We start from the raw sequence: 12,863 nt of genomic DNA on the forward strand, positions 1-12,863 counted from the left end.
CAATGAGCAAGGAACTGTTGCTGGTAGTCGACGCAGTCGCCAACGAGAAGGGCGTGCCGCGTGAAGTGATCTTCGATGCCATCGAGGCCGCCCTGGCCTCGGCAGCGAAGAAGCGCTATCCCGACGAGGAAGTGCTGACCCGCGTGGTCATCGACCACAAGGATGGCAGCTACGAGACCTTCCGCCGCTGGGAAGTGGTGGCCGATGACGTGGTCATGGAATCGCCCGACCGCCAGATCCGCCTGATGGACGCCGTCGACGAAGCCGAGGGCGTCGAGGTCGGCGACTACATCGAAGAGCAGATCGAGAACCCGGATTTCGGCCGCATCGCTGCCCAGGCGGCCAAGCAGGTCATCGTCCAGCGCGTGCGCGAAGCCGAGCGCCAGCAGGTCGTGGATGCGTGGAAGGACCGCGTGGGTGAACTGATCACCGGCGTGGTCAAGCGCGCCGAGCGCGGCAACATCTATGTCGACCTGGGTGGCAACGCCGAAGGCTTCATTCCGAAGGACAAGGGCATCCCGCGCGACGTGCTGCGCGCCGGTGACCGCGTGCGTGGTTACCTGGCCGAAGTGCGTTCCGAGCCGCGTGGCCCGCAGCTGTTCATCAGCCGCGCCGCGCCGGAATTCATGATCGAGCTGTTCAAGCTGGAAGTGCCGGAAGTCGGCCAGGGCCTGGTGGAAATCAAGGCCTGTGCACGTGACCCGGGCGACCGCGCCAAGATCGCCGTGCTGGCCCACGACCAGCGCACCGATCCGATCGGTGCCTGCATCGGCATGCGCGGTTCGCGCGTGCAGGCCGTGTCCAACGAGCTCAATGGCGAGCGCGTGGACATCGTGCTGTGGAACGACAACCCGGCCAACTTCGTCATCAACGCGATGGCACCGGCCGAAGTGCAGTCGATCATCGTCGATGAAGACAAGCACTCGATGGACCTGGCCGTTGCCGAAGACCGCCTGGCCCAGGCGATCGGCAAGGGCGGCCAGAACGTGCGCCTGGCCAGCCGCCTGACCGGCTGGCAGCTCAACGTGATGACCCAGGACCAGGTCACCGCCAAGTCGGAGGCCGAGCAGGCTGCCGCCCGCCAGCTGTTCATGGACAAGCTGGAAGTGGACGAGGAAATCGCCGGCATCCTGGTCAGCGAAGGCTTCGGCACCGTCGAGGAAATCGCATATGTCCCGGTCGGCGAACTGCTGGCCGTGGAAGGTTTCGACGAGGACATCGTCGAAGAGCTGCGCGCTCGTGCCCGCGATGCGCTGCTCAATGAGGCCCTGGCAGTCGAAGAAGGCCTTGAAGACGGCCAGCCGGCGCAGGACCTGCTGTCCCTGAAGGGCATGGACGAAGCCACCGCATACGCGCTGGCCGGCCACGGCGTGCGTACCAGCGAGGATCTGTCCGACCTGGCCGCCGACGAGGTCATGGACTTCGGCATCGAAGGACTGGATCAGGCGCGCGCCGCTGCGCTGATCCTGGCCGCCCGTGCCGAGGAGATCGCCCGACTGGAACGCGGCGAATGAGCCGGCAATGAACAGGGCCCTGAGCCGCTCAGGGCGTAGAATCCGCGCCACCTCCAGATGCGGGGGGGCGCCCACAAGATCATAGGATCCGAATGTCGCAGCAAACCACCATCCGCAAGCTTGCCGAACTGGTCAACACGCCGGTCGAAAAACTGCTGGAACAGCTGGCCGGTGCCGGCATGAAGTTCAGCGGTCCCGACCAGGTCGTGACCAGCTCCGAGAAGGTGAAGCTCCTGGGCTTCCTTCGTCGTTCGCACGGCAAGCCCGAGCAGGCCCCGGAAGAGACCGATCAGTCTGCAAAGAAGATCACGCTCAACCGCCGGAAGCAGCAGGAAGTGACGGTCAATTCCGGTCGCAGCAAGACGACCGTGAATGTCGAGGTGCGCCAGAAGCGGACCTACGTCAAGGATGGTGCTCGCGCCATGACGCCGGACGAAGAGCGCGCCGACATCCTGCGCAAGCTGGAAGAGTCGCGCGCGCGCAACCTCGCCGAACAGCAGGCCCTGGCCGAAAAGGATCGTCTGCGCGACGAAGCCATCGTCCGTGCCCGTGAGGAAGAGGCCGCCGCCAAGGAACGCGCCGAGGCCGAGAAGAAGGCCGCCGAGGAAGCTGCGGCTGCCGCCAAGGCGGCCGAGACGCTGGCTGCCAGCAAGCCCAAGCGTGCTCCGATCGACGAAACCGCGCCGCGCCCGCCGCGTACCCCGGCCGCAGCCCCGGCTGCGCCGCGTGGTGCACCGCCGCCGCCGCGCAACGACGACCGCAACAACCGCAGCGCGCCGCGCAACGAGCGTGGCCCGGGTGACCGTTTCGCCGGCCAGATGCACCTGTCGGCCGCCGATCGTGCGCGTCGTGGCAACAGCAACAACAGCAACACCCGGGGTCGTCCGGGCGGCCGCAACCAGGCCGGTGGCCGTCGCGACATGTCGCGCGGTGGCAACAATGCCGGTCCGCACGCCTTCGAGCGTCCGACCGCACCGGTGGTGCGTGAAGTGGCGATCGGCGACACCATCACCGTGGCCGACCTGGCGCAGAAGCTGGCGCTGAAGGGCGGCGAGGTGGTCAAGGCGCTGTTCAAGATGGGCGTGATGGCGACCATCACCCAGTCCATCGACCACGACACCGCCGCACTGGTGACCGAAGAACTCGGCCACAAGGCGATCCGTGCCAACGACAACGACGCCGAAGACGCACTGCTGGCCTCCGCCGGTGAAAACCAGGGCGAGGCCACCCAGCGTCCGCCGGTGGTCACCATCATGGGCCACGTCGACCACGGCAAGACCTCGCTGCTGGATTACATCCGTCGCACCAAGGTCGCCACCGGCGAAGCGGGCGGCATCACCCAGCACATCGGTGCCTACCACGTGGACACGCCCAAGGGCGTGATCAGCTTCCTGGACACCCCGGGCCACGCCGCCTTCACCTCGATGCGTGCGCGCGGCGCCAAGCTGACCGACATCGTGGTGCTGGTCGTGGCCGCCGATGACGGCGTCATGCCGCAGACCAAGGAAGCGATCCAGCACGCCCGTTCGGCGGGTGTGCCGCTGATCGTGGCGATCAACAAGATCGACAAGTCCGACGCGGATCCGATGCGGGTCAAGAACGAACTGCTGTCCGAGCAGGTCGTGGCCGAAGACTTCGGTGGTGACACCCAGATGGTGGAGATCTCGGCCAAGACCGGCCTGGGCATCGACGACCTGCTGGACGCCATCTCGATCCAGGCCGAACTGCTGGAACTGAAGGCGGTCGATGAAGGCCGCGCCTCCGGCGTGGTGATCGAATCGTCGCTGGACAAGGGCCGCGGCCCGGTCGCGACGGTGCTGGTGCAGCAGGGCCGCCTGAAGAAGGGCGACTACCTGGTGTGCGGCATCCAGTACGGCCGCGTGCGTGCGCTGTTCGACGAGACCGGCAAGCAGCCGGAGTTCGCCGGCCCGTCCATTCCGGTGCAGGTCCTGGGCCTGTCCGGCGTGCCCGAAGCGGGTGACGACTTCGTGGTGGTCGAGGACGAGCGCCTGGCCAAGGACGTGGCCCAGCAGCGTGAGACCAAGCGCCGTGAATCGCGCCTGGTCGCTACTGCCGGCAGCCGCATGGAAGACATCATGGCGACCCTGGGCAAGGGCGAGGGCCAGCAGGTCCTCAACCTGGTCATCAAGGCCGACGTGCAGGGTTCGGTGCAGGCCCTGAGCCAGGCACTGGTCGCGCTGTCCAACGACGACATCCGCATCAACGTGATCCACTCCGGCGTGGGCGGCATCACCGAGTCGGATGCCAACTCGGCAGCCGCGTCGAAGGCCACCGTCATCGGCTTCAACGTGCGTGCGGACGCTTCGGCGCGTCGCATCATCGAATCCAACGGTGTCGACCTGCGTTACTTCTCGATCATCTATGACGTGATCGACCAGGTGAAGCAGGTGGCTTCCGGTCTGCTGGGCGTGGAAATCCGCGAAGAGATCATCGGTATCGCCGAGGTCCGCGACGTCTTCCGCAGCTCGAAGCTGGGTGCCGTCGCCGGCTGCATGGTCATCGAGGGTGTGGTCAAGCGCAACAAGCCGATCCGCGTCCTGCGCGACAGCGTGGTGATCTTCGAGGGCGAACTGGAATCGCTGCGCCGCTTCAAGGAGAACGTCGAGGAAGTCCGCAACGGTACCGAATGCGGTATCGCGGTGAAGGCCTACAACGACGTCAAGCCGGGCGACCAGATCGAGTGCTTCGAGCGCATCGAAGTGCCGCGCACCCTGTAATGCTGCACGGTGGCCCGACCAGCGGTCGGGCCCTACCCTGGTAGAGCCCGGTCGGGCCCTGCCAGGGAAGAGCCCGGTGGGGCCCTGCCATGCTGTAGAACCCGACCCACGGTCGGGTACCATGTAGATGTAGCGCCCGACCGTTGGTCGGGCGACAACTGAACCAAGAGCTCCTCGTGCCCAAGACTTTCCATCGAACCGACCGTGTCTCCGCCCAGCTGCGCCGTGAACTCGGCACCCTGGTGCACAACGCCGTGCGCGAGCATGGGTTGCCCTCGGTGAGCGTGTCCGACGTGGAAATCACCCGTGACATGGCCCATGCCAAGGTGTTCGTCACCGCGCTGATGCCCGAGCGCTCCGCCGAGGCCGTGGCCGGCCTGAAGGAGCTGGGCTACCGACTGCGCATGGACCTGGCGCGTGCGATGAAGCTGCGCCACGTGCCGGAACTGCACTTCCACTACGACGACTCGGTCGACCGTGGTGAGCACATCGACAACATCCTGCGCGACCTGCCCGATACGCTGGCCGCCGAGAAGCGTCGCGAGAGCGACGACGAATAGTGTTCCTGTAGCGCCGGGCCATGCTCGGCTGCTTTTGATCTCGCGCATCGCTGCGGAAGCCGAGCATGGCTCGGCGCTACACAATCCTGTCATGACCCGAATTCAGTTCCGCCGCCTGGATGGCATCCTGCTGCTCGACAAGTCGACCGGCATGAGCTCCAACGCCGCCCTGCAGGTGGCGCGCCGCCTGTTCCGCGCCGAGAAGGGCGGCCACACCGGCAGCCTCGACCCGCTCGCCACCGGCCTGCTGCCGCTGTGCTTCGGCGAGGCGACCAAGATCGCTGGCCTGCTGCTGGGGTCGGCCAAGGCCTACGACGCCGAGATCGTGCTCGGCCAGACCACCGATACCGACGATGCCGAAGGCCAGGTGCTGCTGCAGCGCCCGGTGGCGGCAATCAGCGCCGAAGCCCTGCAGGCGGCGCTGGCGCCTTTGACCGGCAGCATCCGCCAGCGTGCCCCGATCTATTCGGCGCTGAAGCAGGGCGGTGAACCGCTGTATGTGAAGGCCCGCCGCGGTGATGTCATCGAGGCGCCCGAACGCGAGGTGCAGGTGCACGCCATCGACATACTCGAGCAACAGCCGGAACGACTGCGGCTGCGCGTGACCTGTGGCTCCGGCACCTACATCCGCAGCCTGGCCCGCGACCTCGGCGAACGCCTGGGCTGTGGCGCCCATATCAGTGCGCTGCGCCGGCTGTGGGTCGAGCCGTTCCGCGAGCCGGCCATGGTCACCCTGGACCAGCTGCGGGCGATGGCCGAGGCCGGGGACGAGGCGGGCATGGACGCGCTGCTGCTGCCGCTGGCGGCCGGCCTGGCGGATTACCCCCGGGTCGACCTCGATGCCGAGCAGGCCCACCGGTTCTGCGTCGGCCAGCGCCAGCGCGACCTGTCCTGGCCCCGTGGCCTGGTGGCCGTGTTTGGACCGGACGATGCTGTCCAGGGCCTGGGCCAGGTCGATGAGAGTGGCCTGCTGGCCCCGCAGCGTCGTTTCAACCTCTGACCCGGGTCTGCCGGTTCAGCCCCGGTCCTTGTCCCGGAAGCCCCCGGCCGTTACAATTTCGCGGCCGTTTTCCGGCAGCCTGCCCCGCGCAGGTTTCATCCTCGTAGTCCACGGCGAGCCTGGCGGTGCGCGAAGCGCGTTCCTGCCGGCCACGCATCACAGAGAAAAAAGAAAATGTCGATCGACACCCAGAAGGTCATTGAAGACAACAAGCGCAGCGCCGCTGACACCGGCTCCCCGGAAGTCCAGGTGGCCCTGCTGACCGCCCGCATCGAACTGCTGACCGGCCACTTCAAGACCCACAAGAAGGACCACCACAGCCGCCGCGGCCTGCTGCAGATGGTCAACCGCCGTCGCAGCCTGCTCGACTACCTGAAGAAGAAGGACGTCGAGCGCTACAAGGCCCTGATCGAGAAGCTTGGCCTGCGTCGCTAAGCAACGAATCCCCCGCGGCGCAGCGATGCGCCGCGGTTTTGTTTTGTAGTACCGCAATCCCCGATTCAGGCCGGAACGATCCGGTCACCCGCTGGCGGCAAGGGTCGCCGACGGTCCAAATTCGCAGACAGCATCCCCAAGGACACCCTCCGTGGCAAAAATCACCAAAACCTTCCAGTACGGCAAGCACACCGTCACGCTTGAGACCGGCGAAGTCGCCCGTCAGGCCAGCGGCGCCGTCATCGTCAAGATGGACGACACCGTACTGCTGGTCACCGCCGTCGCCGCCAAGAGCGCGCGCGAAGGCCAGGACTTCTTCCCGCTGACCGTCGATTATCAGGAAAAGTTCTACGCCGGCGGCCGTATCCCGGGTGGTTTCTTCAAGCGTGAAGGCCGTGCGACCGAGAAGGAAACCCTGATCTCGCGTCTGATCGACCGTCCGATCCGCCCGCTGTTCCCGGAAGACTACAAGAACGAAGTGCAGATCATCGCCACGGTGATGTCGCTGAACCCGGACGTGGACGGTGACATTCCGGCCCTGATCGGTGCCTCGGCTGCCCTGGCCCTGGCCGGCACCCCGTTCATGGGTCCGATCGGCGCTGCCAAGGTCGGTTACAAGAACGGCGAGTACATCCTCAACCCGACCGTCAGCGAACTGGCTGACTCGCAGCTGGAACTGGTCGTCGCCGGTACCTCCAACGCCGTGCTGATGGTCGAATCCGAAGCCGCGCTGCTGTCCGAAGAAGTGATGCTGGGCGCCGTGACCTTCGGTCACCGCGAAATGCAGAAGGTCATCAACGCGATCAACGAACTGACCGTCGAAGCCGGCACCAAGCCGTCGACCTGGGAAGCCCCGGCCAAGAACGACGCGCTGATCTCCGCCCTGAAGGAAGCCATCGGCCCGCGCCTGGGCGAAGCCTTCCAGGTGCGTGACAAGCTGCAGCGCCGTGACGCCATCTCGGCGATCAAGAAGGACGTGTTCGAAGCCCTGGCCGGCCGCGTGGCCGCCGAAGGCTGGAACCCGGCCGAGCTGTCGAAGGAATTCGGCGAACTGGAATACCGCACCATGCGTGACTCGGTGCTGGACACCAAGGTCCGCATCGACGGCCGTGCGCTGGACACCGTCCGCCCGATCACCGTGAAGACCGGCGTGCTGCCGCGTACCCACGGTTCCTCGCTGTTCACCCGTGGCGAAACCCAGGCCATCGTGACCATCACGCTGGGCACCGCCCGTGACGGCCAGGTCATCGACGCCGTTGCCGGTGAGTACAAGGAAAACTTCCTGTTCCACTACAACTTCCCTCCGTTCTCGGTGGGTGAGTGCGGCCGCATGATGGGCCCGAAGCGCCGCGAAATCGGCCACGGTCGCCTGGCCAAGCGTGGCGTGCTGGCTGTCATGCCGTCGCTGGAATCGTTCCCGTACACCATCCGCGTCGTCTCGGAAATCACCGAGTCGAACGGTTCTTCGTCGATGGCGTCGGTCTGCGGCTCGTCGCTGGCCCTGATGGACGCCGGCGTGCCGGTGAAGGCACCGGTGGCCGGTATTGCCATGGGCCTGGTCAAGGAAGGCGAGCGCTTCGTCGTCCTGTCCGACATCCTGGGTGACGAAGATCACCTGGGCGACATGGACTTCAAGGTGGCCGGTACCGCTGAGGGCATCTCCGCCCTGCAGATGGACATCAAGATCGAAGGCATCACCGAAGAGATCATGAAGCAGGCCCTGCAGCAGGCCAAGGCTGGCCGCCTGCACATCCTGGGCGAAATGGCCCACGGCCTGACCGCGCCGCGTGAAGAGCTGTCGGACTACGCGCCGCGCCTGCTGACCATCAAGATCCACCCGGACAAGATCCGCGAAGTGATCGGCAAGGGCGGTTCGACCATCCAGGCCATCACCAAGGAAACCGGCACCCAGATCGACATCCAGGATGACGGCACCATCGTCATCGCTTCGGTCAATGCCATCGCTGCCCAGGCCGCCAAGGCCCGCATCGAGCAGATCACCTCGGACGTCGAGCCGGGCCGCATCTACGAAGGCAAGGTCGCCAAGATCATGGACTTCGGTGCGTTCGTCACGATCCTGCCGGGCAAGGACGGCCTGGTCCACGTGTCGCAGATCTCCAGCGATCGCGTCGAGAAGGTCGGCGACGTGCTGAAGGAAGGCGATGTGGTCAAGGTCAAGGTGCTGGAAGTCGACAAGCAGGGCCGTATCCGCCTGTCGATGAAGGCCGTGGAAGAAGGCGACGCCGTCAGCGCCGAGTAATCGGTACGGCGGATTGTGCGGTGGGTGAGGACCGTTGGTCCTCACGCTTTCGCAAAATGAAAAAGCGGGCTCCGGCCCGCTTTTTCTTTGCCTGTCCGCCGGCGCTTTCCAACCGCTATGCTTCGGCCATGGATACCCTGCGCCTGCTCGACCTGGACATCGATCGCCCGGCGCAGCGCGTCAGCCGCAACGGTGAGACGTTGCCGGTCAGCGGCCTCAGCTGGACCCTGCTGGACGTGCTGCTTGCACATGGCACCGACGTCGTGGATTTCGACATGCTGGCGGCGCAGGTCTGGGCACCGGCGGTGGTCGGCGAAGATGCGGTCAGCCAGCGGGTCAAGCTGTTGCGGCAGGCCTTGGGCGATGACAGCCGGCGCCCGCGCTACATCCGTTCGGTTCGCGGCCGTGGCTATCAGCTGTGCGCACCGCCGCTGCCCGCCGCCTTACCGGCGGCACGACCAGGCGGGTATCACCGCTTCGGCTGGGGCGCAGCGGCTGTCGTGGCGCTGGGCCTGGCGCTGGGCGTGGCGTCGGCGCTGCTGCCGTGGTCACCGCCGCCGCCGCAGGCCGGTGGACAGTCGTTCCTGCAGCGCGCCGATTACTACGCCGGTATCGGCCAGGCCAGCAACAACGAACGGGCCATCCAGCTGTATCGGCAGGCATTGCAGGCCGACCCCGATTCCACGGCGGCGCGGCGTGGCCTGTCACGGGCACTGTCGGCGCAGGGGTGCCTGTTCAACGGTACGGCCGGGCAGCTGAGCGAAGCGATGTCCCTGGCCGAGCACGAGCGCCAGCGCGCGCCGCGCGATGCGGCCGCCCATGCGTTGTGGGGCTATGCGCAGGACTGCGCGGGCAACATGCGCCTGGCCATCGACGGCTACGTGCGTGCCATCGAACTGGACCCGGACGACGAGCGCAGCCGCGCGTCGCTGGCTTACCTGCAGCAGGAGCGCGGACAGCTGGTGACCGCGCTGCGCGGAAACCTGTCGCTGAAAGCGCCCGAGCGCGTGCGGTTCCGGGAGGTGCAGGTTGCGCGCGAACTGGAGCTGCTGGGCTTCACCCAGGTGGCTGCGCAACGCCATGCGCGCAACTTCCAGCTTTACCCGGACAACGTTTTCTCCAACATCGCCTGGCCGCGCAGCCTGTACGTGGCGGGGGCACCGCAACAGGCGCGACAGGTGCTGGACGAAGCGCTCGCACGTGGCACGCCGCATCCGCAGCTGCTGCGCCTGCAGGGCGAACTGGCGCTGCTGGCCGGCGACCACGCTGCCGCCGGCGAGGCTTTCGAGCGTGGCCGCCAGCTGCGTCCCCGGCAGTCGCTGGGCCAGGTGCTGGCGGTGTTGCACGGGCCGCAGCCGGTGGACCCTGCATGGATTGCTGAGCGACTTCAAAGGCTCGCCGCCGACGACGGCGATGGCTGGCCCGACGCTGCGCTGGAGCAGGCATTGCTGCTGCAGGCCGACGGGCGCGCCAACGATGCTGTTGCAGCTCTGCACCGGGCCGCTGATGACGGCTTCCGCGATGTGGCGTGGCTGCGCGCCACGCCACTGTTCGTGTTGCTGCATGACACCCCGGGCTGGGCGGCGCTCCTTGACCGACTTGATGCCGACATTGCCCGCCAGCGCGCGCAGGTGCTGGCCGCAGACTGGCGCCCCGCCGACCTGGCCACGCTCAGTGCAACGCCGGTAGCAGGAACTCGGTGAGGATCCGTCGTGACTGCGGATGCGCAATGCTGCGGTTGAATGCCTGGCTGGTGACCACCGCGACCACGCGCTGCTCCGGCATCACGAACACATAGTTGCCGCCATTGCCGGACATCGCCCACACCGTGCGGGCTGAGCCCTGGACGTCCAGCTTCAGGCCCCACCACTGGTAGCCGTAGTCACTGCCATCCGCGGTAGTTGCCTGCGCCCGTATCATTGCCTCGATGTAGTCCTTCGGTACCAGCTGCCGCCCCTGCCAGCGGCCACCGTCGAGCACCAGCTGCCCAATGCGCGCGAGGTCGCGCGTGCGATAGCGCGTGCCGCCGCCCCCCATGCCGATTCCCTCCGGCGAACGATTCCACTGGCTCCGGGTGATGCCCAGCGGCTGCTCCAGCACACGCGCGGCGTAGTCGGCCAGGGGCTGGCCAGTGGCCCGCTCAAGCACGGCGCCGAGCACGAACGAATTGGCGGTGCAGTAGGCGAACGCACGGCAATGCGGGCTGTTCTCCGGCCGTTGCATCCACGGCGCAAAGCCCTTCACCGGCAGCGCCAGCGCGAAGTCCAGCCACTTCTCACTGACGTACATGCGTTCTTCGTGGCCAGCCGAGAATGGATTCTCGTCATCGCATTCCCACAGGCTGCTCATGGTCAGCAGGTCCTGCACGGTGGTGGCACGCAGGCGCGGGTCGACCTGGTGGCGTGCGGTGAAGTCTGGGAACGAGTCGTAGACCTTGGCCTGGACCCCGGCCAATCGCCCTTCGCCGATGGCGGCGCCGACCAGCAGCGCGGTCACGCTCTTGCTGGCCGAACGCACGTCATGCAGGGTCTCGGCGTCTGCGCCGTTGAAGTAGCCTTCATAGGCCACCTTGCCATCGACCTGCAGCAGCACGCTGCGGATCTGCTTGAGCTCGTCGCTGGCGATCGCACGCTCCAGCGCCACCAACCGGGCCGGGTCCGGTGGCGTGGCGCGGGCGGCGAGGGGCGCGCCACAGGTGACGCAGAGCAGCAGGGTCAGGACGGACAGGATCGAACGCATCATCGGGCTCCACCGAAAGGGGCCCGATTGGGCCTGCGAACGATCTGAAGTGCTGGAAGCCGGCCTGAAGAATTCTGAAGCCCTTGTGCCACAAGGCTCGTCGACCGGAGGGTTACACGCCTGACGAGACCGCCAACGCCAGGTTGGTTCGGCTCCACGGCCCGGGTGCACGTAGTGCAGGTGGGGGTGGTGGTGACCGTGAGCCGGTGAGAACCTGTGCCCTGACCGCCTGCGCGGGTCGCATTGTTGTCCTGTCGTGACCGGCGTTTGCCGCTGGCTGGCCAAGCCTGTGACAGCTTTCATGGGTGGCCGCCTGTCCATGGGACGACATGCCGCGACATGCGTCCCGACGCCCCATCCGTTTGCTAACGTGGCTGCGCCTTCGAACCGGGAGATCCCATGTTCCGCCAGACCGTGGCCGTCCTTGCCGTGCTGATTGCCGGTGCCTTGCCCATCGCCGCGCATGCGCGGCCCGCACAGCCGCCGATCTTCGGCGCTTACTACCCGGGCGGTTCGGCCGAGCGCTATCCGGTCTCGAGCATTCCGGCCGAGCGGCTGACGCACCTGTTCTATGCGTTCTCCACCCTCGAGGACGGGCGCTGCACGGTCGGCGCGGAAGCGCCGAGGAACTTCGCCGCGTTGGCCGAGCTCAAGAGGGCGCATCCGCACCTGCGCACGCTGATCTCGATTGGGGGCTGGGGCGCAGGCGGGTTCTCCGATGCGGCACTGACCGAGGCCAGCCGCAGGCGCATGGTCGACTCGTGCATGGCGCTGTTCTTCGATCGCCACGCGGGCAGTTTCGACGGCGTCGACATCGACTGGGAATTTCCGGTCAGTGGCGGGCCGAAGGAGCTGGCGCACCGCCCGCAGGATCGCGCCAACCTGACCCTGCTCGCGCAGGCGTTCCGCCAGGCACTCGACGCGCGCGGCCGCAAGGCGGGACAGCCGATGCTACTGACTGCCGCGCTGGCCGCCGGACGCCTGCAGACCGACGGTCCTTACGATCCGGCCGCGAGTTACGACCTGCCGGCGCTGGCCAAGGTGTTGGATTTCATCAACCTGATGAGCTACGACATGGGCACCGGCTTCTCTTCGGTGTCGACCTTCAATGCGCCCTTGCATGAAGTGCCGGCCGATCCGCTGGCGCCGGAACTGCGGCGCTGGAACAACGTGGCCGGTGCGGTGCAGTACTACCGCGAGCACGGCGTGCCGGCCGACAAGCTGGTGCTGGGCGTGCCTTTCTACGGGCGCGGCTTCAAGGTTACCGGTGATGTGCCGGATGGCCTGTATCAGCCCTACAGCGCACCCGCCGATGCCGGCGACTGGCGGGTGATCAAAGCGCGTTATCTCGACCAGCCGGGTTGGACCAAGCACTGGCAACCGCAGGCGCAGAGCCCGTGGCTGTACAACGCCGGGCAGAAGATCTTCATCAGCTATGAAGACCCGCGCTCGATCGGCCTGCGTGCCCGGTTCGCCCGCGAGCAGGGCCTGGCCGGGGTGTTCATGTGGGAACTGACCGGCGACGACGGGCAGGCCAGCCTGCTCAACGCCATGCTCGGCCCGTGGCAGAAAGCGCGCATCGGCGATTGAGTCGGCGGCGCCGGGTCACGCCCGGCG

The 12,863-nt window shown here is 66.8% G+C and carries 9 protein-coding genes; 8 read left to right on the forward strand and 1 reads right to left on the reverse strand.

Annotated features, from left to right (window positions below; all coding sequences use genetic code 11):
• The first annotated feature begins 2 nt into the window (after positions 1 to 2).
• From nusA to AC5P9C_RS01165, 7 genes are all read left to right on the forward strand, one after another.
• The gene (gene nusA, locus AC5P9C_RS01135; RefSeq protein ID WP_014647859.1) at positions 3 to 1,514 is read left to right on the forward strand and encodes a transcription termination factor NusA; all 1,512 of its coding nucleotides are present in this window, start codon (positions 3 to 5) and stop codon (positions 1,512 to 1,514) included.
• A 92-nt stretch (positions 1,515 to 1,606) separates the two neighbouring features.
• Entirely contained in the window at positions 1,607 to 4,252 is a 2,646-nt protein-coding gene (gene infB, locus AC5P9C_RS01140; protein WP_053460943.1) for a translation initiation factor IF-2, read from the forward strand.
• A 176-nt stretch (positions 4,253 to 4,428) separates the two neighbouring features.
• Positions 4,429 to 4,812, forward strand: coding sequence for a 30S ribosome-binding factor RbfA (rbfA, locus tag AC5P9C_RS01145; RefSeq protein WP_049469441.1), 384 nt, complete (start codon positions 4,429 to 4,431; stop codon positions 4,810 to 4,812).
• Between the two features lie 91 nt (positions 4,813 to 4,903).
• Entirely contained in the window at positions 4,904 to 5,812 is a 909-nt protein-coding gene (gene truB / locus AC5P9C_RS01150; RefSeq protein WP_343540343.1) for a tRNA pseudouridine(55) synthase TruB, read from the forward strand.
• Positions 5,813 to 5,986: 174 nt separating this feature from the next.
• Positions 5,987 to 6,247, forward strand: coding sequence for a 30S ribosomal protein S15 (gene rpsO / locus AC5P9C_RS01155; RefSeq protein WP_005417886.1), 261 nt, complete (start codon positions 5,987 to 5,989; stop codon positions 6,245 to 6,247).
• Between the two features lie 151 nt (positions 6,248 to 6,398).
• Positions 6,399 to 8,507, forward strand: coding sequence for a polyribonucleotide nucleotidyltransferase (gene pnp / locus AC5P9C_RS01160; protein WP_049469447.1), 2,109 nt, complete (start codon positions 6,399 to 6,401; stop codon positions 8,505 to 8,507).
• Positions 8,508 to 8,635: 128 nt separating this feature from the next.
• On the forward strand, positions 8,636 to 10,210 hold the full coding sequence (locus AC5P9C_RS01165; protein ID WP_343540344.1) for a winged helix-turn-helix domain-containing protein: 1,575 nt from the start codon (positions 8,636 to 8,638) through the stop codon (positions 10,208 to 10,210).
• Here AC5P9C_RS01165 and AC5P9C_RS01170 read toward each other — a convergent pair.
• Positions 10,179 to 11,246 carry a serine hydrolase domain-containing protein gene (locus AC5P9C_RS01170; RefSeq protein WP_154331498.1) on the reverse strand — a complete coding sequence of 356 codons (1,068 nt, stop codon included), beginning with the start codon at positions 11,244 to 11,246 and terminating at the stop codon, positions 10,179 to 10,181. The two genes, AC5P9C_RS01165 and AC5P9C_RS01170, sit on opposite strands and share 32 nt — an antisense overlap.
• 399 nt (positions 11,247 to 11,645) lie before the next feature.
• On the opposite strand from AC5P9C_RS01170, the gene AC5P9C_RS01175 reads away from it, so the two are divergent.
• On the forward strand, positions 11,646 to 12,836 hold the full coding sequence (locus tag AC5P9C_RS01175; RefSeq protein ID WP_312557838.1) for a glycoside hydrolase family 18 protein: 1,191 nt from the start codon (positions 11,646 to 11,648) through the stop codon (positions 12,834 to 12,836).
• Positions 12,837 to 12,863: the final 27 nt, after the last annotated feature.

Source organism: Stenotrophomonas sp. YJH_SMC_10 (assembly GCF_059371555.1).